This window comes from Vibrio sp. RM-41-2B (assembly GCF_024744415.1).
Lineage (GTDB): Bacteria > Pseudomonadota > Gammaproteobacteria > Enterobacterales > Vibrionaceae > Vibrio > Vibrio diabolicus.
Map to the genome: position 1 here is coordinate 142974 of NZ_JAMQWD010000016.1, position 21929 is coordinate 164902.

General features: G+C 45.0%; 21 protein-coding genes and 1 tRNA gene. 7 read left to right on the forward strand and 15 right to left on the reverse strand.

All coding sequences use genetic code 11. The features are described from left to right. Nucleotides 1-23 precede the first annotated feature (23 nt). From NB463_RS12445 to yacG, 5 genes are all read left to right on the forward strand, one after another. Nucleotides 24-1247 (forward strand): type II secretion system F family protein, encoded by a 1224-nt coding sequence (locus NB463_RS12445; RefSeq protein WP_053809201.1) that lies wholly within the window; start codon nucleotides 24-26, stop codon nucleotides 1245-1247. Nucleotides 1248-1311: 64 nt separating this feature from the next. Continuing rightward, on the forward strand, nucleotides 1312-2181 hold the full coding sequence (locus tag NB463_RS12450; RefSeq protein WP_012841418.1) for a prepilin peptidase: 870 nt from the start codon (nucleotides 1312-1314) through the stop codon (nucleotides 2179-2181). Then, nucleotides 2182-2796, forward strand: a complete 615-nt coding sequence (coaE, locus tag NB463_RS12455; RefSeq protein ID WP_047008979.1) for a dephospho-CoA kinase — start codon at nucleotides 2182-2184, stop codon at nucleotides 2794-2796. Nucleotides 2797-2823: 27 nt separating this feature from the next. Then, nucleotides 2824-3564: a cell division protein ZapD gene (gene zapD / locus NB463_RS12460; protein ID WP_258432226.1), complete on the forward strand. Its 741-nt coding sequence runs from the start codon at nucleotides 2824-2826 to the stop codon at nucleotides 3562-3564. 158 nt (nucleotides 3565-3722) lie between these two features. After that, a complete protein-coding gene (yacG, locus tag NB463_RS12465) occupies nucleotides 3723-3917 on the forward strand; it encodes a DNA gyrase inhibitor YacG (RefSeq protein WP_005396692.1) in 195 nt (64 codons plus the stop codon). A gap of 668 nt (nucleotides 3918-4585) precedes the next feature. Here yacG and rplS read toward each other — a convergent pair. The 5 genes from rplS to ffh form a co-directional block, all read right to left on the reverse strand. Next, nucleotides 4586-4939 carry a 50S ribosomal protein L19 gene (gene rplS / locus NB463_RS12470; protein ID WP_005379971.1) on the reverse strand — a complete coding sequence of 118 codons (354 nt, stop codon included), beginning with the start codon at nucleotides 4937-4939 and terminating at the stop codon, nucleotides 4586-4588. A gap of 41 nt (nucleotides 4940-4980) precedes the next feature. Beyond that, complete coding sequence (trmD, locus tag NB463_RS12475; protein WP_005425529.1) at nucleotides 4981-5724, reverse strand: tRNA (guanosine(37)-N1)-methyltransferase TrmD; 744 nt, start codon at nucleotides 5722-5724, stop codon at nucleotides 4981-4983. Nucleotides 5725-5751: 27 nt separating this feature from the next. Beyond that, a complete protein-coding gene (gene rimM / locus NB463_RS12480) occupies nucleotides 5752-6300 on the reverse strand; it encodes a ribosome maturation factor RimM (RefSeq protein ID WP_005379964.1) in 549 nt (182 codons plus the stop codon). Nucleotides 6301-6329: 29 nt separating this feature from the next. Beyond that, on the reverse strand, nucleotides 6330-6578 hold the full coding sequence (rpsP, locus tag NB463_RS12485) for a 30S ribosomal protein S16 (RefSeq protein ID WP_005379962.1): 249 nt from the start codon (nucleotides 6576-6578) through the stop codon (nucleotides 6330-6332). 209 nt (nucleotides 6579-6787) lie between these two features. Next, nucleotides 6788-8170: a signal recognition particle protein gene (gene ffh, locus NB463_RS12490; protein WP_005385423.1), complete on the reverse strand. Its 1383-nt coding sequence runs from the start codon at nucleotides 8168-8170 to the stop codon at nucleotides 6788-6790. A 224-nt stretch (nucleotides 8171-8394) separates the two neighbouring features. Here ffh and NB463_RS12495 point away from each other — a divergent pair, with 224 nt between their 5' ends. Together NB463_RS12495 and NB463_RS12500 are read left to right on the forward strand one after the other, a co-directional pair. Beyond that, on the forward strand, nucleotides 8395-9189 hold the full coding sequence (locus NB463_RS12495; RefSeq protein ID WP_005396694.1) for a cytochrome C assembly family protein: 795 nt from the start codon (nucleotides 8395-8397) through the stop codon (nucleotides 9187-9189). Between the two features lie 124 nt (nucleotides 9190-9313). Beyond that, entirely contained in the window at nucleotides 9314-10582 is a 1269-nt protein-coding gene (locus NB463_RS12500; RefSeq protein WP_005396696.1) for an HlyC/CorC family transporter, read from the forward strand. A gap of 115 nt (nucleotides 10583-10697) precedes the next feature. On the opposite strand, the gene luxS is transcribed toward NB463_RS12500, so the two are convergent. The 10 genes from luxS to NB463_RS12550 all read right to left on the reverse strand — a co-directional run bounded on the left by luxS (nucleotide 10698) and on the right by NB463_RS12550 (nucleotide 21884). Further along, nucleotides 10698-11216, reverse strand: a complete 519-nt coding sequence (gene luxS, locus NB463_RS12505) for an S-ribosylhomocysteine lyase (protein WP_005396698.1) — start codon at nucleotides 11214-11216, stop codon at nucleotides 10698-10700. 84 nt (nucleotides 11217-11300) lie between these two features. Continuing rightward, entirely contained in the window at nucleotides 11301-11906 is a 606-nt protein-coding gene (locus tag NB463_RS12510; protein WP_170891673.1) for a transglycosylase SLT domain-containing protein, read from the reverse strand. 24 nt (nucleotides 11907-11930) lie between these two features. Beyond that, entirely contained in the window at nucleotides 11931-13499 is a 1569-nt protein-coding gene (gene gshA / locus NB463_RS12515; RefSeq protein WP_258432227.1) for a glutamate--cysteine ligase, read from the reverse strand. 156 nt (nucleotides 13500-13655) lie between these two features. Continuing rightward, a complete protein-coding gene (locus tag NB463_RS12520) occupies nucleotides 13656-16499 on the reverse strand; it encodes a M16 family metallopeptidase (protein WP_150919419.1) in 2844 nt (947 codons plus the stop codon). A gap of 9 nt (nucleotides 16500-16508) precedes the next feature. Then, entirely contained in the window at nucleotides 16509-16970 is a 462-nt protein-coding gene (locus NB463_RS12525) for a YqaA family protein (protein WP_005396704.1), read from the reverse strand. Continuing rightward, nucleotides 16964-17914: an NADP-dependent oxidoreductase gene (locus NB463_RS12530; RefSeq protein ID WP_053809194.1), complete on the reverse strand. Its 951-nt coding sequence runs from the start codon at nucleotides 17912-17914 to the stop codon at nucleotides 16964-16966. Before NB463_RS12530 ends, NB463_RS12525 begins: the two co-directional genes overlap by 7 nt. Before the next feature lie 123 nt (nucleotides 17915-18037). After that, nucleotides 18038-19168 carry a sodium ion-translocating decarboxylase subunit beta gene (locus NB463_RS12535; RefSeq protein ID WP_005396706.1) on the reverse strand — a complete coding sequence of 377 codons (1131 nt, stop codon included), beginning with the start codon at nucleotides 19166-19168 and terminating at the stop codon, nucleotides 18038-18040. Between the two features lie 9 nt (nucleotides 19169-19177). Next, nucleotides 19178-20962 carry a sodium-extruding oxaloacetate decarboxylase subunit alpha gene (gene oadA / locus NB463_RS12540; protein WP_199803557.1) on the reverse strand — a complete coding sequence of 595 codons (1785 nt, stop codon included), beginning with the start codon at nucleotides 20960-20962 and terminating at the stop codon, nucleotides 19178-19180. 31 nt (nucleotides 20963-20993) lie between these two features. Then, complete coding sequence (locus NB463_RS12545) at nucleotides 20994-21251, reverse strand: oxaloacetate decarboxylase subunit gamma (RefSeq protein ID WP_005379932.1); 258 nt, start codon at nucleotides 21249-21251, stop codon at nucleotides 20994-20996. A gap of 556 nt (nucleotides 21252-21807) precedes the next feature. After that, nucleotides 21808-21884 (reverse strand) — tRNA-Arg (locus NB463_RS12550). Nucleotides 21885-21929 lie beyond the last annotated feature (45 nt).

Below are 21929 nucleotides of genomic sequence, written 5' to 3' on the forward strand. Positions count from 1 at the left end.
TCCTTTAATCAGCAGTCACCTCTATGAAAAGCACTACACCACAACTTAAAAACTTCCGCTGGAAAGGCATCAACAGTTCAGGCAAAAAGACGTCTGGACAAACCCTCGCGATGACAGAAATTGAAGTACGCGAGCGTCTAGACGCACAGCACATCAAGATCAAGAAGTTAAAGAAAAGCAGTATCTCGTTTCTCACTAAACTCAGCCATCGCGTGAAAGGCAGAGACATCACGGTGTTTACCCGTCAAATTTCGACGATGTTGATAACCGGTGTACCCTTAGTTCAGGCTTTAAAATTGGTATCAGAAAATCACAAAAAAGCAGAGATGAAATCCATTTTGATGAGTGTGACACGCGCCGTTGAAGCGGGTACACCCATGTCAAAAGCCATGCGCACTGCAAGTGAACACTTTGACTCACTCTATACCGACCTTATCGCAACAGGTGAGCAATCCGGTAACTTAGCGGAAGTATTCGAGCGCTTAGCCACCTACCGAGAAAAAAATGAGCAGCTTCGTGCGAAAGTGATCAAAGCACTGATTTACCCAGCCATGGTAGTGCTAGTAGCGTTAGGCGTGTCGTTTATCATGCTCACCAAAGTCATTCCCGAGTTCGAAAAAATGTTTGTTGGTTTTGGTGCTGACTTACCTTGGTTTACCAGGCAAGTGTTAGATCTTTCCGCCTGGACACAAAACTGGAGCCCCTTTATAGCACTAGGCTCTATCAGTCTATTCATCTCGGCGAGACTCCTCTCTAAGCGTTCAGATTCTTTTCGCTTAATGCTCAATCGATCTGTGCTTAAATTTCCTGTCCTTGGGCCTGTATTATCAAAAGCCGCTATCGCCAAATTTAGTCGAACACTCGCCACAAGCTTTACAGCGGGTATTCCAATTCTAACCAGTTTAAAAACCACATCAAAAACCTCAGGAAACTTACACTATCAACTCGCCATAGAAGAAGTTTACCGTGATACCGCCGCAGGTATGCCAATGTATGTTGCCATGCGTAATTGTAATGTGTTCCCTGAATTGGTGTTACAAATGGTTATGATCGGTGAAGAGTCTGGTCGACTTGACGATATGCTCAATAAAGTTGCAACGATCTACGAGTTTGAAGTCGATAACACCGTCGACAACCTTAGTAAAATTCTAGAGCCGCTAATTATCGTTTTTTTAGGCATCGTTGTTGGCGGATTAGTGACAGCAATGTACTTGCCAATCTTTAACTTAATGAGTGTATTGGGCTAGAATGAGCTGTTAACTCATTTAAAACAGCATCTTGCTGATTTCACTCATCGCTCAAGAGACAAATATGGAAGTATTCCAGTACTACCCTTGGCTATTCGTTGTGTTTGCCACCATCTTCGGTCTGATCGTGGGTAGCTTCCTCAATGTGGTTATTTATCGACTACCTAAAATCATGGAACTAGAATGGCGACGCGAATGTGCCGAGTCATTTCCTGAATACAAAATAGAACCTCCTAAAGAAGTGCTGACCTTGAGCGTCCCACGCTCCTCCTGTCAGAAGTGCGCAACGCCGATACGTATTCGAGACAACATCCCTGTGATTAGCTGGCTTCTTTTAAAAGGCAAATGCCACAACTGTCAGACAGCCATTAGCGCACGCTATCCACTGATTGAACTGCTCACTGCGTTCTGCTCAGGCTTTGTCGCTTACCACTTTGGTTTTAGTTACTTTACCGTTGCCCTACTCTTTTTCACTTTTATCTTAATCGCCGCAACATTTATCGATCTCGATACTATGTTGTTACCTGACCAATTAACATTACCATTAACTTGGGCTGGCATTGCCTTAGCATTAGTCGAAATAAGTCCTGTTACTCTACAAGATTCTGTCATTGGTGCTATTGCTGGTTACCTATGTCTCTGGTCCGTTTACTGGGGCTTTAAGTTACTTACCGGTAAAGAAGGAATGGGATATGGTGATTTTAAACTACTCGCAGCACTAGGGGCTTGGCTGGGCTGGCAGTCACTGCCGATGATCATTCTACTTTCTTCTGTGGTTGGCATCGTATTTGGCATCATTCAACTACGCTTGCAAAAACAGGGAATTGAAAAAGCTTTTCCTTTCGGTCCTTACTTAGCAATTGCTGGTTGGATAAGCTTAATTTGGGGCGACCAGATTTTAAACTGGTACTTTACTTCAGTTCTAGGAGTGTAAATGGCTTTGGTTATTGGTTTAACAGGTGGTATCGCTAGCGGTAAAACAACCGTCGCGAATCTGTTCAAACAACAATTTAAAATCGATATCGTCGATGCAGACATTGTAGCAAGAGAAGTTGTCGAGCCAGGCACTCCCGGCCTAAACGCGATTATTGAACATTTTGGTCACGATATAGTTCGTGAAGACCAAACTTTAGATCGCGCAAAGCTGAGAGAGAAAATCTTTTCAAACTCAGATGAAAAAGCATGGCTCAACGCACTGTTGCACCCGATAATTCGTGAAAAGATGATCGAAGATTTGCAGCAAGTCACCTCAGAGTATGCGTTACTTGTGGTGCCGTTGCTCGTGGAAAACAAGCTAGACAGTTTGTGTGATCGAGTTCTTGTCGTCGATGTAGAACCGAATACACAGATATCTCGCACGATGAAACGAGACAATGTGAGTGAAGAACAAGCTCGCGCTATCCTTGCCTCTCAAGCATCAAGAGAGCAAAGACTCGCGCTTGCAGACGATGTGGTTAAGAATAATCCAAGTGACCCAGATCTTTTGCTTCAAATCACAGATTTGCACGAAAAGTACCTAGCCATGTGTAAGAAAAATCTGCGAAAATAGGAACGAAACTCACAAAGGCTTATGTCGATGACCACGCACAAATTTGAACATCCGTTAAATGAGAAAACTCGTATTTATCTAAGAGTGGAGTCTCTGCTGCGTCAGGCTCACTTGGCCTCTGGGTTTAGCGAAAATCACCAGTACCAACTGTTTTTCCGTGCGTTATTCGATATGGTTGAAATCTTCGAACAGATCCAGCTAAAAAGTGAACTGGCCAAAGATTTAGAGAAACAACGATTGTCGTACCGCCATTGGCTAAATGTTGATGGCGTCGATCAGGACGCATTAAATACCCTACTACAAGAGATAGATGTCGTTCATAGCCAACTGATGGGTGCAGAGCGTTTTGGTCAAGCACTAAAAGAAGATCGCTTCTTAAGCTCTATCCGCCAACGCTTTAATCTACCGGGTGGTTCATGCTGTTTTGATTTGCCAGCGTTACATTACTGGCTTCACCTACCCATTGAACGCAAAAAGCATGATGCGCAGCAGTGGCAAGCAAGCTTAAGGCCCTTGTCTGATGCCCTTTCATTATGGTTAAAGCTCACTAGAGAGACCGGACATTTTAAAGCTCAAATCGGTCGTACGGGTTTCTTCCAAAGTGACGCTGATGAAGCTAATATTCTAAGACTTCACATCCCAATGGAATATGGCGTTTATCCTATGATTTCTGGCCATAAAAACCGCTTTGCGATCAAGTTTATGTCGTTTGAAAACGGTCAAGCGTGCACACAAGATATTGAGTTTGAACTTGCTGTGTGCAGCTAAGGCGACACTAAGCCTCACCCCCACAATTTAAAATTCAACGCTTTATTGTTCGTATATTGGATAAAAATTCGTAGCAGCAATAGCGCGTTGAATAAGCCATCTTGAATTCATTTAGGTATACTACCCTTTAACACCAATTAGTAATGGGACGCTCAACTATGTCTAAAATTACCATCGTTCAATGCCCACAATGTGGCGCCGACGTAGAATGGGGAGAACAAAGCCCTCATCGCCCTTTCTGCAGTAAACAATGCCAAATGATTGATTTTGGTGAATGGGCAGATGAAGAAAACACCATCCCAGGCGCCCCCGATATGTCCGACAGTGATGGCTGGTCTGAAGACCAGTATTAAATTGAGGCACTAGGGTAAAGGAATATCCTAGGCTCCTTCTTGGGGAGTCTAAATCACGCTCTTTCGTCGCTGTCCAGAGTGACGAATTTTAACCGCAGAGCCCTGTAATCTTTGGTCATCATTTGTCGTCATTCCGAGGAGCCATAGCGACATCAGGAATCTACTCACAGCAAGGATGAAGCTAACAACTTAAACACTTGCATTTTCGACTAGTAGATTCTGAATCACGCTCCTTCGTCGCTGTTCAGAATGACGAATTTTAACCGCGGAGCCCTGTAATCTTTGGTCATCATTTGCCATCATTCCGAGGAACCATAGCGACATCAGGAATCCACTCACAGCAAGGACACTTCTGAAGTTGACGACTTAAACACTAGTGCTTTCGGCTAATAGATTCTGAATCCCGCTACTTCTTCGCTGTTCAGAATGATGAATTTTAACCATTGCGGTCTGCAATCGGTATTCATTCACCCCTTTTCAACTCTGACTATTTTGATGATCTAGCAAAGCTATTTTTATTCGAGCAAGGCGGAAGCGTGGAGAGTATGCCAGTGCATGAGCATCGACAGTACAAGTCGGGTGAAAAGAAAACGAGCAAGCTAATTACGCAAATAAAAAAACGGAGCCCTAAAAGGACTCCGTTTAAGATGAGAACGCTAGTTATAGCATTACTTCTTAGCAAGTTTCTCTTTGATACGAGCAGACTTACCAGAACGCTCACGTAGGTAGTACAACTTGGCACGACGTACTGCACCACGGCGTTTAACTTCGATGCTATCAACGATTGGAGAGTGTGTTTGGAACGTACGCTCAACACCTTCACCGTTAGAGATTTTACGTACAGTGAAAGCAGAGTGTAGACCACGGTTACGGATTGCGATTACAACGCCTTCGAAAGCCTGTAGACGCTCACGGTCACCTTCTTTTACCTTAACTTGAACTACAACAGTGTCACCTGGTGCAAATTTAGGTAGGTCTGATTTCATTTGCTCTTCTTCAAGAGCTTTGATGATGTTACTCATTTTTTAAATTCCTAGAATAAACTGATACTAAATAAATTAGGTTACTTTGCGTTATGTTCACTAATGAACTCAGCAAGTAATTGTTCCTGTTCGTCAGTCAGAGCTAGGTTTTCCAGGAGCTCTGGTCTTCTAAGCCAAGTTCGGCCCAGCGACTGTTTTAGTCGCCATTGACGAATGTCCTTGTGATTGCCTGACATCAGTACCGCTGGTACCTCTTTGTCATCCAATACTTCTGGACGCGTATAGTGAGGGCAATCTAACAAGCCATTTGCAAAAGAATCTTCTTCTGCTGACGCGAAATCCCCTAGTACACCCGGAACAAACCGAGAGACAGAGTCGATTAACGTCATGGCTGGTATCTCACCACCCGTCATCACAAAATCACCAATCGACCATTCTTCGTCGACTTCAGATTGAATGATGCGCTCATCTACCCCTTCATAACGACCACAAATCAGAAGCAAGTTCTCATTCGTTGCCAGTTCTTCCACTCCTTTCTGGTCGAGCTTGCGACCTTGAGGAGAAAGGTAGATGACTTTCGTCTTGCCCGGTGAGGCTGCTTTCGCGGTATGAATGGCATCGCGCAAAGGCTGAACCATCATTAACATACCAGGGCCACCACCGTAAGGTCGGTCATCGACTGTGCGATGTTTGTCGTGAGTAAAATCTCTAGGATTCCAAGTCTCAATCGACAAAAGACCTTTTTTAACCGCTTGACCTGTTACTCCAAAATCAGTAACAGAACGGAACATTTCAGGAAAAAGGCTAATAACGCCAACCCACATGTTTATCTCGCTCTGTAATTTTGGAGATTAGAATCCAGGATCCCAGTCAACTTCGATCCGTTGAGCTTCGCGATCAACATTAATGATCACTTGCTCTTCAAGGAACGGGATTAATCGTTCCTTCTGCCCGAAAGCATCTTTAAGATTTGCTTTAACAACCAGAACATCGTTTGAGCCAGTTTCTAGCATGTCAGTAACGACACCTAGATCGTAACCTTTAGTGGTTACAACTTGCATCCCAAACAATTCGCGCCAGTAGAACTCATCTTCTGACAATTCAGGCAGTACCGCAGGGTCAATAGCAATTTCAAAGTTCGTCATTAGATGCGCGTCTTCACGAACATCCATGCCTTCCAGCTTAGCCACCATACCTTTGTTATGGCGCTTCCAGCTTTCTACTTTGTACTCAACCCACTTGCCCTTTTGGTTAATATACCAAGGGCTGTAATCGAAAATGCTTTCAGCATTGTCTGTGTAGGAAAAAACCTTAAGCCAACCTCGAATGCCGTAAGTAGCACCAAACTTGCCTACAACAATCTTTTCGTTGCTCATTGTTTCTTTACCTTTCATCGACATAAACTAGTTTCTACTTTTCAAGTAAAAAATTAAGCCGCTTTTTGAGCGTCTTTAACTAGCTTAGCAACGCGGTCAGATACAGACGCGCCTTGACCAACCCAGTGGTTAACGCGGTCTAGGTCTAGACGTAGACCTTCTTCTTGACCTTTAGCAGTTGGGTTGAAGAAACCAACTTTCTCGATGAAACGGCCAGTTGCAGCGTTGCGGCTGTCCGCTACTACGATTTGATAAAATGGACGCTTTTTAGCGCCGTGACGTGCCAAACGAATGGTTACCATGTCGTCCTCTTTGCTTTCTCAAAAATAAAATTAACCCCAAAAACCATTCAAGAAATTAAATAGTTTGGGGTCTCGTGCCAAAATAAAGCTCCGGAATTTTACTCTTCTCCCGGAGCAATGCAAGGAGTTTAGTTACTTTTTCACCAACATAAATTGAATTTAAAGTTTGTGACGTACCTAACACCCTGAATCGATGCGTGATCGATTAATTAACGACCAAATGGGTTGAAGCCACCGCCTCCACCCATGCCGCCCATCATGCCTTGCATGTTGCGCATCATGCCTTTCATGCCACCTTTTTGCATCTTTTTCATCATCTTCTGCATTTGGGTGAACTGTTTTAGTAAGCGGTTTACGTCTTGAACCTGCACACCAGAACCAGCCGCAATACGTTTCTTGCGTGAGCCTTTGATAATCTCTGGGCGTTGACGTTCTTTCATTGTCATGGAGCTGATGATCGCTTCCATCTGCTTGAACATCTTGTCATCGACTTTGTCTTTCACATTGTCTGGTAGCTGAGACATACCTGGAAGCTTATCCATCATGCCCATCATGCCGCCCATGTTTTGCATCTGGCCTAGCTGTTCACGGAAATCTTCAAGGTCGAAACCTTTCTTCTCTTTGAACTTCTTCGCCAGCTTTTCTGCTTTTTCTTGGTCAACGTTGCGTTGAAGGTCTTCAATTAAAGACAGAACGTCACCCATGCCAAGAATACGTGAAGCAACACGATCTGGATGGAACGGTTCTAGCGCGTCAGTTTTTTCACCGACACCCAAGAATTTGATTGGTTTACCCGTTACATGGCGTACTGACAGTGCCGCACCACCACGAGCATCACCATCAACTTTAGTTAGAACTACACCGGTAAGAGGTAGCGCATCGCCAAAGGCTTTTGCTGTATTTGCTGCGTCTTGACCCGTCATAGCGTCAACAACAAATAGCGTTTCTACTGGGTTGATAGCTGCGTGAAGATCTTTGATCTCCCCCATCATCTCTTCATCAATCGCTAAGCGACCTGCGGTATCGACAATCAATACGTCGTAGAATTTTTTCTTCGCATGGTCAATCGCTGCATTGGCGATATCAATAGGCTTCTGGTCTGGAGATGATGGGAAGAAGTCAACACCGATGTCTGACGCCAGCGTTTCAAGCTGCTTGATTGCCGCAGGGCGGTAAACGTCGGCAGACACAACCAAGACTTTCTTCTTGTCACGTTCTTTTAAAAGCTTAGATAGCTTACCTACCGATGTGGTTTTACCCGCACCTTGTAGACCCGCCATAAGAAGCACAGCAGGTGGTTGAGCGGCAAGGTTTAGCGCCTCATTCGACTCACCCATTACGGCTTCAAGTTCTGTTTGAACGATCTTGATAAATTCCTGACCAGGAGTCAGAGATTTAGAAACTTCTACACCTACCGCTTTTTCTTTAACGCGGTTAACAAATTCACGAACAACCGGAAGCGCAACGTCAGCTTCAAGTAAGGCCATTCGTACTTCACGTAGGGTCTCTTTAATGTTGTCTTCGGTCAGACGACCTTTGCCACTGATATTTTTCAGCGTTTTGGATAATCGATCCGTTAAATTCTCAAACATCTTTGTCTCTTCGCTAAAATGGCGATTAATTAGTGTGAGTATACATTAGCCAAGGTCTGAGTCATACCCGTACCGCTGCTCTATTCTTGTCTCTATTTCTATATGGTGCGGTAACTTATTAATTTCAATATCTCATCTCTCACGATTGATGTCGGATATAACGTAGCCCCAAAGTGTAATGCAAGGTATAATTTCCTCATTGTGCACAATAATATTTAGGATTCATGGATAGCTTAATAGCCATCGCGGCCGCCATACTTTATGTTTTGGCGATTGCGACCATCATACCCGGACTCTCACAGCAGTCAGGAATCAAAGCAAAAACAGTGTTTGCTAGTGCTGCCTGTGCGCTTGTTTTTCATGCGTGGATTTTGAGTGATCTGATTTTTGATGGTTCAGGTCAAAACCTTAGTATTCTAAACGTAGCCTCTTTGATCAGTTTTATTATTTCTCTGGTCATGAGCCTTGCTATGTTGAAAAATCGGTTGTGGTTTTTATTGCCTGTCGTTTATAGCTTTGCTGCCATCAATTTATCTGCTGCCACATTTTTGCCAAGCACGTTTATCAAGCACCTAGAGAATGACCCTAAGCTACTCATTCACATTTCTTTTGCGCTGTTCTCATACGCAACTTTAACTATCGGTGCACTCTACGCACTTCAGCTGGCTTGGTTGGATCACAAACTGAAAACAAAAAAATCTTTGGCGATTAACCCAAACCTGCCGCCTTTATTAATGGTAGAGCGTCAGCTATTCAAAATTATTTTGATCGGTAATTTATTGTTAACTGGCACGCTCATTACTGGCTTTGTCTTTGTGCAGGATATGTTTGCTCAAGGTAAAGCGCATAAAGGCATTCTTTCTTTCATCGCTTGGATTGTGTACTCAATACTGCTTTGGGGTCATTATCAAAAAGGTTGGCGTGGTAGAAAAGTTACTTGGTTCGCTGTCGCAGGGGCAACGCTGTTAACTCTGGCGTATTTTGGCAGTCGCTTTGTGAAAGAAATCATCTTGAATTAAGGAGCTCTAGGGCTCCTATCCTTTATATTTTAGGCTAGATAAAATACAGTACGCCTTAACCCTTTGACTTAACGGACTTACTCAACCGTTATATAACCCAATACTTACAAGGAACAGCAACGTTTTGGACGACATCTCTACGGGTATCTTGTTTGCGCTACTCGCGTGTCTTATCGTCATATCAGGTTACTTTTCCGGCTCAGAAACAGGGATGATGTCTCTGAACCGTTATCGCTTAAAGCACTTAGCCAAAAATGGGCATAAAGGCGCTAAGCGAGTCGAAAGGCTATTAGACCGTCCAGATCGTTTGATTGGTCTTATTCTTATCGGCAACAACCTCGTTAATATTCTCGCGTCCGCCATCGCGACCATTATTGGTATGCGTTTGTATGGTGATTTAGGTGTCGCTATCGCAACCGGTGCACTGACTATGGTTGTATTGGTTTTTGCTGAAGTTACCCCAAAAACAATTGCAGCGCTGTACCCTGAACGCGTGTCTTACGCGAGCAGTATCCTACTGACCATATTGATGAAGTTACTATCGCCTTTGGTGATGCTCGTTAACTTTATTACGAATGGCTTTATTCGTTTACTTGGCGTAAAAGCCGATCACTCAGTAGAAGACCATCTTAGTTCCGATGAGCTGCGTACCGTAGTAAACGAAGCTGGCGGATTGATCCCTCGCCGACACCAAGACATGTTGGTATCTATTTTGGATCTTGAGCACGTCACTGTGAACGACATCATGGTGCCACGCAATGAGATTACCGGTATCGATATTAATGATGACTGGAAATCCATCGTTCGTCAGCTTACCCACTCACCACATGGACGCATTGTTTTTTATCGTGACCAAATTGATGAAGTGGTTGGCATGCTGCGCCTGCGTGAAGCTTACCGCCTGATGCTGGAAAAAAACGAGTTCAATAAAGAGACGCTATTACGTGCTGCGGATGAAGTCTATTACATCCCGGAAGGTACGCCACTGAACGTGCAAATGTTAAAGTTCCAACGCAACAAACAGCGTATTGGTCTGATTGTTGATGAGTATGGTGACATTATTGGCTTGGTGACATTGGAAGATATTCTGGAAGAGATCATTGGCGAATTCACGACCTCGATTTCTCCAAGCCTTTCTGATGAAATCAGTCCTCAAGGTGACGGAAGCTTCCTCATTGAAGGCAGCACCAATATCCGAGATATTAACAAAGGCCTGAAATGGGATTTACCAACGGATGGCCCAAGAACGTTAAACGGTCTTATTTTGGAACACCTGGAAGATATTCCAGAGAGCCATTTAAGCGTGAGAGTGGCTGGTCATCCAATGGAGCTTGTTGAGATTGAAGAAAACCGCATCAAGCTCGTTCGTGTTTATCCTAAAAAGAAAAAATAGCCACCTATCTACAAATCACGATGAGAAAAACTCAACGATAAAAAATAAAAGAGCCTGATCATGTCAGGCTCTTTTTAGTTCTGGATAAATATGCTTCTTGATAAGTTTTTAGCAACTAGTCGATGCGCAGCTCTTTTAGCATCGATTCAGGCAAAGCAAGTTCATCATTTTTGTTCACCGATACACCAGCATCCAAAATGCTCTTTGCGATCTGTTGTGCTTCTTCTAAAGAGTGCATCGCTGCCGTGCCACATTGGTATTCGTTGAGTTCAGGGATCTTGTTCTGGCTTTCTACCTTTAGTACGTCTTCCATGGCCGCAATCCAAGCATCCGCTACTTGCTGCTCTGATGGAGTGCCAATCAGGCTCATGTAAAAGCCGGTGCGGCAACCCATAGGCGAAATATCGATGATCTCAACAGAATCGCTGTTTAGGTGATTGCGCATAAAACCTGCATAAAGGTGCTCTAGTGTATGGATACCTTTTTCAGAAAGGATGTCTTTGTTTGGCGCGGTAAAGCGTAAATCGAAGACAGTAATCGTGTCCCCTTTTGGGGTCTGCATGGTCTTCGCCACTCGCACTGCCGGTGCATTCATGCGAGTGTGGTCCACGGTAAAACTATCGAGTAAAGGCATTACATCTCTCCTGATTGTAACTCCAATACCTCTCGGTACTGGATAAATGTCATTCATCCCTACAGCACATAAACAGGCTGTAGGTTAAAAGAACCAGCTGCTGTTGTCTTCCAATTCCTGACGACATTGCTTCAGCTGCCAGCCATAAGTTTTTGCAGTTTGTTCAACACGTCGAGCGACTTTGAGCAAGCTGGGCTTTCGCTTATAAGTACCTCGCTTGTACCCACCTCGACCTTCATGATAAGCCAGATATTGACTGTATGGGTCCCATAACGAAATCCCTAGTTGGCGCCTCGTTTCGTGAGTATACCAACCGACAAACATCATTGAATCATCAAAGTTGGTACGAGAACCGCCCTGACCCGTCGCATCTTGGAAATCTTCCCAAGCAGGATCTTGAGCTTGAGCGTAACCATACGCACTGCTGACTCGTCCCCAAGGGATAAATCCCAATAAATAGTCTTTGGGTGGTTTCGCATCGTGCCGAAAGCTGCTTTCTTGTTTAATGATAGCCATAGCGACATGAATGGGGGTTCCCCACTTTTCTTCCATATCTTTGGCATCATCATACCAGCCGGATTTCTCTCGAAATATCTCACATAAATTATTCTGCTGCTTTGGCGGTGCCGTGGCACAACCTGCAAGTAACATGCTTCCGAGTACCGATACTACTAACGGTTTAATGTTCAATCCCACCCAACCTTTACCTATTCACTACTGCTTCAAATAAGCAAAGTAATCTCCCAAAAAATCATCAAAAGATAGCGTGTCACTTTGTTCCGCTTGCTTTTGCTTTTCTACTGACGACGCCACTTCCGTTTCCATCGTATCTTGCGAGTAGTACTGATAACCGTGAGCTAGATTTTCCTCGCGGTACTTCATGCCAAGCGCACAGCCGACTTTACCTAACCCACCAAGCTCTTTCGTCAGCTCTAATAGTTGACCTGAAATCGTTAGTTCTGGGTTATCAACCCATGTCTCGAGTTTATTACACACATCTTGGTATGCACTGCCACCAGCAGCCATATCCATTTGCTGTGCTATCTGACGCAGCTCGACAAAAACTCGATGCGCCCAATCTTGCAGAGATAGACGTTCACCTTGGCAACCAATTTGCAGCATTAGCCCTTTTTCACGACCAGAAACAATGACTTTGTTCCAGTTGTCGCGCCAACACTCTAATTCACAGTTGTCCATTGGATCCGAGTCTGACAAGGCCGCCCAAGTCAGGAAGAGATCAAGGAATCGTACTTGCTCTTCATCCAACCCCACTGCGCTGAATGGGTTAACGTCTAGAGAGCGAACTTCAATGTACTCAACCCCACCGCGTCGTAACGCATCTGAAGGTTTCTCACCACTTTTCGACACGCGTTTCGGGCGAATTGGAGCGTATAGCTCGTTCTCAATTTGTAAAATATTGGAATTAAGCTGGCGGTATTCACCGTCCACTTTGACGCCTATTTTCGCAAACTCTTCTGATGGGTGACGAATCGCATCGCTCAAACCATCCAGATACTGATCAATGCTGTTAAAGCCAATTTTCAGTATACTTTGCGCACTATTGGTGTAGCCCAGATCGCTCAAACGCAAAGACGTCGATTTCGGCAAATACAAAGTGCCGCCAATTTTCTCGAATGGCAGATCGGTTTCACGACCTTGAATAAAAGAGCCGCATAACGCTGGCGATGCACCGAAGAAATACGGAATCATCCAACCAAAACGGTAGTAGTTACGGATCAGCGCAAAGTAGGCATCAGACTTAGCATCTTGGCGGGCTTGTTCATCTTGCTCGCCGAATAGCGCATCCCAAAATGTCTCAGGGAACGAGAAGTTAAAATGCACACCTGAGATGATTTGCATCAGGCTGCCATAGCGGCGTTTTAGGCCTTCTCGGTACAGGGTTTTCATTTTTGCTGCATTCGAAGAGCCGTACTGAGCAAGCTGAATATCCTCTTCCGAGCCGACATAACATGGCATAGAAAGAGGCCACATCTTTTCTTCACCCATTTTTGTCTGCGTGAAGTGATGGATATCTTTCAGTTGTGCCATCAGTTCTGGAATTTCATGTGACACAGGAGTAATGAACTCTAACAATGATTCAGAAAAATCAGTCGTGATCCATTGGTTTGTGAACGCTGAGCCTAACCCCTCTGGATGAGGTGTTGTTGCTAGATGTCCATCCTGACGATAGCGCAAAGTTTCTCGCTCAACACCGCGTCCAAACTGCTTAAATACTTCGGGGTTTGATGCAACTTTTTTTAGTCGCGCAGCAAAATCAGTCAAAATGAGGTTCGCTTATATTGGGAGCAGGACACTTGTCACAAAGGACAAGCGTAAGCTAAGTTATTGATATTTAATGCATCTAGATAAATAACCCACGAAAAGTCGCTTATCTAGATGAATAGCGGAGAAACGTTTCTCCGCTATTAAATGTGTACTCTATCGAATGATTTCAAGCTCTTCTACGTCTTTCCCCAACTTTTCTAATTGAGGACGCAGTGATTTAGCATCACCAACGACGATAATTTGATAGTCATTTGGATCAAACCACTTTTGAGCCAGTGCATTCAAAGTCTGCTTATCAACTTTTTCTACGATAGCGTTTCTTTGCTGCAAGTAATCTTGATCGAGGTTGTACTTAAGAATATCACTAATGAGTTCCGCTTTTTGTGTTGGCGTTTCATATTTCAGTGCATCTTTTTGACCGACCGCTTGACGCATAAATTTCATCTCTTCATCAGTAATTCCTGACTGCGAGTATTCATTTAGCTCATTTTCCATCTCAATGATAGAAGCAACCGTTGCATCCGCTCGTACTTGCGCGGTGAAAACAACCGAGCCAGTTTCTGGATTTCCAGAGAAGTAGCCGTAAGCGCCGTATGTGTAACCCTTGTCTTCACGTAGGTTTTGGTTAATGCGGCTATTGAAGTTTCCAGCTAAGTTGAAGTTTGCCAGTTGGCTTAGGTAAAAATCGCCCGTTGCATCGTAAGGCATACCCTGACGAACCATCATGACCACACTTTGTGGTGCACCTGGTTTATCAACAAGATGGATCTTTTGCTCACCTAATGCAGCGATGCTTTGCGGTGCATACAATGGCGCAGCTTCATCCTGCCAGTTTTTCCAGAACGTCAGTTGCTGTTCAATTTCCTGTTGGTCAATGTCACCAACAACGACGATTTGCGCACTTTGTGGCGTGTAATGCTTCGAGTAGAATTCACGGACATCATCCAACGTTAGTGCACTAACACCTGCTTGCGTGCCGTCTTTTGGTCGAGCAAAGACAGAGTCCCCATAAAGCACCTGGCGAGTCGCTTGTGATGCCATCCAACTTGGGTTTTGATGCTCATACACAAGACCTTCTAGCGCTTGCATCTTCACACGCTCGAAGTCTGCTTGCTTAAATGCAGGAGACAGCAACATCTCTTCGACAATTTTCAACGTCGGCTCTAAGTTCTTTTCTAAAGCAGAAACGCTGATGTTTGTTGTGTAGCCCGTTGCATTCACGGAGATGACACTACCTAGTTTATCGAGCTCAGCTTGAATCTCTTCGACACTACGTTTCGTTGTGCCTTCTTGCAACATTGCTGCGGTCAACTGGGCAAGACCTTCTTTGCCCTTTTCAACAAAACGTGTTCCCGCAGGTAAACTAAACTGCATCATGACCGTTGGTGTTTCATCGCTAACCGCACCAAGCAATTCCGAGCCATTATTGAAATGAAGCTCGTACAACTCAGGCATCGTCGCTTTCACTGGCTCCCCTACAGGCGGTTGCACAGAGCGATCGAAGTTATCGGTCGCACGACGATACGCCAATTGATCATCAGTGATCTTCTCGTATTCTGGTAGCGTACGCTTTGGCGTCACAAAGGTCGCTGGTTTTACGACAAGGTCAGTTTTTCCTTTTGGTACCACGCTTAGGGTCACTTTGTTCTTACCTTGGATAAAATCCGTATACGCTTTTTCTACCGATGCAGGCGTGACTGCGCGGATCTGCTCAAGCTGTTGCTCAAGACGATCAGGATCGCCGAAAAATGTCTCGTTGGAAGCCAACTGCGTTACTTTGCCTTTAACGCTTTCTAATGCAAAGATAGCATCCGCTTCCGCCTTACCCTTCAATTGTTCAAGGCGATCTTCTGTCACGCCTTTTTCAGCAAACTGATTGAGTGACTGTAAAAGCTCGTCGTACAGTTTTGATAGGTCGCCTTTGTCCCCAGAGTCACCCATTGCATAAACGTAAAAGTTACACGCCAGTTCTGCACAGTCATGGAATGAGCCCGCATCGACGGCTTTTTGAGTCTTGACTAAGTCTTGGTAGAGCACGCTGTTTGTACCGCCACCTAGCACTTCAGATAGCGTGTCGAGAGACGCTTGGCTTTCTTCGCCGTTGTAAGTTGTTGGCCACGCGATCATCACCATCGGTTGTTGAATGCGATCTTCTAGCGTGATGTATTTGTCTTCTTGCAGTTTTGCAGGTTGTTTCGGCGCATTTTCAACCTCTGGCCCACGAGGAATCGAACCGAAGTACTTATTTACCCACTCAAGAGTTTGTTCAACGTCTAAGTCCCCACCGATAGTGATAGTCGCATTGTTTGGGCCATACCAACGTAAGAAAAACGCTTTGAGATCGTTCACATCAACACGATCAAGATCTTCAACATAACCAATAGTTTGCCACGAATACGGATGACCTTCAGGATATAGCGCTTCAGACATGCGCTCCCAAATTAAGCCATAAGGACGATTATCGTAACGCTGAGCTCGCTCATTTTTTACAGTAGAACGCTGAATTTCAAATTTGCGTTGAGAAACCGCATCCAGCAAAAAGCCCATACGGTCAGACTCTAACCACAGCATTTTCTCTAGCTGGTTAGCCGGGACAGTTTCAAAGTAGTTAGTACGATCACGGTTTGTCGTACCATTTAACGTACCGCCAGCCTCTGTGATGATTCTGAAGTGCTCTTGGTCACCAACGTTCTCTGAACCTTGGAACATCATGTGCTCAAAGAAATGCGCAAAACCAGACTTACCCACCTCTTCACGAGCCGAACCAACATGGTAAGTCACATCCACATGGACCAATGGGTCGGAATCTTCAGGAGCTAATATCACCGTTAAACCATTATCGAGTTTATACTTTTGGTATGGAATCTTTACTTTGCCTTCTTCCGCTTTCGATGACTCGACGAAAGTTACCCCTTTCGGCAGTGATGAAACTGGCGTATTTGATGCACAGCCCGTGATCACCAAAAGTGAACACGCGCCAACCCAAAACATCTTCATGTACTTTCCTTAAAATAATCCGAGATAGATGGCCGCAAGTAAGCTATACCTAGCAGCCTTTCCTAAAAATATTAAAATCACGCAAGGCAGAAACTTCATTCTCAGCCACCCTGCGGCTAAACACAGCGGGTCTCCAATCACGGGTAACCAGCTAAAAAATAATCCCCAATAGCCATACTTTGACAGCCACTTTAATGCGGTATGACCGTGCTTTTCTTCTTGCGCTTTGTTGGGAATCCACAAGCCAAGCCAATAATTTGTTAAGCCACCAAGCGTATTGCCGATAGTGGCGACCATAATAATTGACGAAACGGAATATTGATTTAATGAGAGAGTGGCAACTAAGCCCGCCTCAGAGCCACCAGGTAACAAAGTGGCACTGAGAAAACCGGTCATGAAAAGCACCCATAATGCTGAATCTGAAAACCAAAGCGCTAAACTTTCAAAGCTCGTATTAAATGCTTCTAGCATGTCATATCAAGCAACACCTTGCCTCTGGTTCTTCCTGATTCAACTTGCTGGTGAGCAGCAATCACATCACTCATCGGATAAACCTGTTGAATTTCAGTCTTCAGTAAACCAACGCCAACCATGTACAACAAGGTATCTAATTGCGCTGGATCTGGCTCAACCAACATGCCGTTAGCCTCAAAGCCTAGGAGTTTGGCTTTTTCACAAATCAGCTCAGCTGTGATGGTTGGAACGGTTATGACTCTCGCACCGTCTTTCAGGCATTTAAGCGCATCTAACGCGGCATCTCCACCTACTAAATCAATCAAAACATCAACGTCTTCAACACGTTCTGACACTGGTGCAAATTGATAGTTCACTGCGTGAGCGCCAAGGGTAGCCAGGTAGTCTAAATTTCGTTCACTGCAGGTTGTAAAGACTTCCGCTTTAGTCGCGACCGCGATTTGTACCGCTAGGTGTCCAACGCCACCGGCTCCTGCGAGGATAAGTACGCGATCGTTTTCTGTCACATTGGCTTTGCTGAGTGCTTGTGCCGCAGTTTGGCCAGCCAACGGTAATGCTGCTGCAGCCTCTAAAGTAACTGAACTGGGAACATGACTTAACTCAGCTTCTGGAACACATACGTACTGACTGTACCCACCGCCTCGGACTGGGAAACCGATAAATCCAGCCACCTCATCACCATCATTAAAACGCGACGCCCCGTCTCCACAGGACACGACTTTTCCTGAGATGTCATAACCTGGTACCCAAGGTAAATTATCCTTGTTCTGCGCAGCTGCCCAACCGAGTCCGGCTCGAGTTTTAACATCAATAGGGTTTACGCCTGAAAAAGCGACTTTTACTAAGACTTCACCAGGCTGTGGTGATGGTGTAGAAGCATGTTGAATCGCGAGTACGTTGGCATCACCAAATTCAGTGATAACGATCTGTTTGTGTTCCATAAACCATTCCCTGCAAGAAAACAAAAAGGGATGCGAAAGCATCCCTTTGACTATAAACCATTTTGTTAACCGAAGTTAATCGTGATTTTGTAAATTGGTTGATCATTCCATTTTCGGTAATGACTAGCCGACAAGTGCTAGCAAGATACCAGCGGCAACCGCTGATCCCAATACACCTGCAACGTTTGGTCCCATCGCATGCATCAACAAGAAGTTTTGCGGGTTAGCTTGTAAGCCGACTTTGTTCACCACACGCGCGGCCATTGGTACCGCAGAAACGCCAGCCGCACCGATAAGTGGGTTGATGTCTTCTTTCGAGAACTTGTTAAGCAACTTAGCCATTAGCACACCAGCACCCGTACCAATACTAAACGCAACCGCACCAAGCCCTAGAATGCCTAATGTTTCTAAGTTCAGGAATTGATCCGCTTGCAGCTTCGAGCCAACCCCTAAGCCCAAGAAGATCGTCACGATGTTGATCAGCTCATTTTGTGCGGTTTTCGATAGACGATCGACCACACCCGCTTCACGCATTAAGTTACCAAGACAGAACATACCGACAAGAGGCGTTGCTGAAGGTAGGAAAAGAATCGTCATGAGTAATACTGCCATCGGGAACAATACCTTTTCCCATTTACCCACGTGACGCAGTTGCGCCATTTGAATCTCACGTTCTTCCTTAGTGGTTAGCGCCTTCATGATTGGCGGCTGAATGATTGGCACTAAAGCCATGTAGCTGTACGCGGCTACAGCAATCGCACCAAGCAGGTCTGGTGATAACTTACTTGCTAAGAAAATCGCCGTTGGGCCATCCGCACCACCGATGATGGCGATAGACGATGCATCCGCCATGGAGAACTCCATACCAGGTACATAGTTGAGCAAAATAGCGCCAAACAGTGTCGCAAAAATACCAAACTGAGCTGCCGCACCTAGCCACAACGTTTTTGGGTTTGCGATCAAAGCACCAAAGTCGGTCATCGCACCCACACCCATGAAGATCAACAACGGGAACACACCCGATTCAATCCCAATGTAGTAAACGTAGTAGAGCAAGCCGCCAGGCTCAGTAAAGCCAGCATTTGGAATATTCGCCAAGATAGCACCAAAACCAATCGGCAATAACAGTAAAGGCTCAAAGCCTTTTTTGATTGCCAAAAACAGCAAGGTACAACCAACCAGCATCATACAGATTTGGCCGAACTCGAAGTTAGCGATCCCTGTTTCTGCCCAAAGGGTTAACAATCCGTCCATGATACTCCCTTACGCCAGGCTCAACAGAGGCGCACCTACTGTGACAGCATCGCCTTCTTTAACGTTCAACTCTTGGACAACACCACCACGCGCCGCACGCACTTCTGTTTCCATCTTCATTGCTTCAAGAATCAGTAGTACATCGCCTTCAGCCACTTCAGCACCAGGCTGAACATTCACTTTAAAGATGTTACCGGCAAGAGGAGCAGGCACCGCTTCAGCAGAAGCGCTAGAAGGTGCGCTAGGTGCCGTCGATTTTGCAGGCGCCGCAGAAGGAGCGACAGAGGTTAGCTCGCCTTGAGGACCGACTTCCACCTCATACACCTGTCCGTCAACACGTACGCTATAAGTTTCTACGCCGCCAGTTGCTGTTTGCGCCGCAGGTACAGCAGGCTTCGCGGCTTCTAGCGTTGGTGCAGGTTCAAATGCTTCTGGGTTTTCACGATTCTTAAGGAACTTGAGACCAACTTGAGGGAAAAGCGCATAAGTAAGTACATCATCAACACGCTCGCTTGCTAGCTTAATACCCTCTGATTTCGCTTTCTCCATCAGATCAACAGTAAGCGTCTCCATTTCAGGCTCAAGCAAATCGGCAGGACGACAAGTAATAGGCTCTTTGCCATCAAGTACTTTAGCTTGCAGCTCTGCATTTAACTCGGCTGGCGCTTGACCGTATTCGCCTTTCAATAGACCAGCGGTTTCCTTAGTAATGCTCTTATAGCGTTCGCCAGTAAGCACGTTAATCACCGCTTGCGTTCCGACGATCTGCGAAGTTGGAGTCACCAATGGAATGAAACCAAGATCTTCGCGAACACGAGGGATCTCTTCTAAGACTTCATCAATGCGATCCGCCGCGCCCTGTTCTTTCAACTGGCCTTCCATGTTAGTCAGCATGCCGCCAGGCACTTGAGCAATCAGGATGCGAGAGTCTACACCTTTCAACTGACCTTCCCACTTCGCGTACTTCTTACGTACTTCACGGAAATACGCGGCGATAGGTTCTAGTTGCTCGAGCTTCAAATTCGTATCTCGCTCGGTTCCTTCTAGCATCGCGACTACCGTTTCAGTCGGTGTGTGACCATAGGTACAACTCATTGAAGAAATCGCTGTATCGAGAATATCAATACCAGCTTCAACTGCTTTTACCGCTGTCGCAGTAGACAAGCCTGTCGTCGCGTGACAATGAAGTGCTAATGGCACATCACAAGACGCTTTGATACGCGTAATAAGCTCTTCCGCTTCATAAGGCTTGAGTAAGCCAGACATATCTTTAATACACAGTGAATGACAACCTAAATCCTCTAGGCGTTTTGCCAAGTCAACCCAAGTGTCTGCGTTATGCACAGGGCTTGTTGTGTAAGACAATGTACCTTGGGCATGTGCGCCAACATCGACCGTTGCTTTAACGGCCTTCTGGAAGTTTCGCACGTCATTCATTGCATCAAAGATACGGAACACGTCCATACCGTTAGCATGTGCGCGTTCAACGAACTTCTCTACTACGTCGTCGGCATAATGGCGGTATCCTAAAAGGTTTTGACCACGCAGTAGCATTTGCATTGGCGTATTAGGCATCGCTTTTTTCAACTCACGTAAACGCTCCCAAGGATCTTCCCCTAAGAATCGAATACAAGAATCAAACGTTGCGCCACCCCAAGTCTCTAGAGACCAGTAACCAACCTTATCCAACTCAGCTGCGATAGGCAGCATATCCTCAATACGCATACGCGTAGCAAATAGTGATTGATGGGCATCACGAAGGACCACATCTGTAATAGCTAGTGGTTTAGACATGCTCTTAAACTCCTTTTTAATCCTGGTTCGGCTACTTCGCGAATGAGGCGCGATGTTTATGAATCGCAGCCGAGATCGCCGCCACTACTTGTGGACTAACAGCTGAAGAGGTTGATTGAATATTAGTATTTGTTTTTGGTGCTGCGATCGGCTCTGGTACTTCTTCTGGTACCAATTTCGACATTAGCCGAACGAGATAAACAAGAATAGTGAGGAAAATAAATACGACCGCCATCCCCGTTAGCATCAGGGTGGCCGCATCTACTAGCAGGCTTCCTATATTAGTCATGTTGCTTCCTTTCTTTGTCATCCTGACAACGTGCAGGACTTTAATAGCGTCAAATCCCGACCAATGGATTATCTCGATTGGTTAAATTTTGTCAATTTTGTTTAAGGAAGGTTTGTAATAATCCTGATAAATGATTATTTATTCACTACCCAGATCACAGTTCATGACAAAATAATTACTGCGAATCTGCTATCTCCTTACGAACAGAGTAAAGGAGGACATAAATAAAAACTGCGATTTGGATTTCAAAACCAAATCGAGATTTACACATAAAAACCAATAAAAACAAAAGGATGTCATTTTATAACAATTAATAAACAAATAAAAAACAAAGAAGTTACATGTAAACAGTTGAAGTGAAAGAAACGGAAATTAATATACAGGAGAGATAGTAAGGATGGATTCACAAACTACAGCTGAAACTTTATTCCAAATTGCTTAGATAAGCACATATTCGCTTTTGGAAAAGAAGGACCTCGCCTCTAACAACTCTAGGCTATAGTTCCTGATGTCCAGATACAAAAAAGCCTCGCAATTGCGAGGCTTTTTCAGTAAATGGCGCGTCCTGGAGGATTCGAACCTCCGACCGCCTGGTTCGTAGCCAGGTACTCTATCCAGCTGAGCTAAGGACGCGCAGTTTTCGATATCAACTTTCGTCAACATCAGGGCATTACCCTT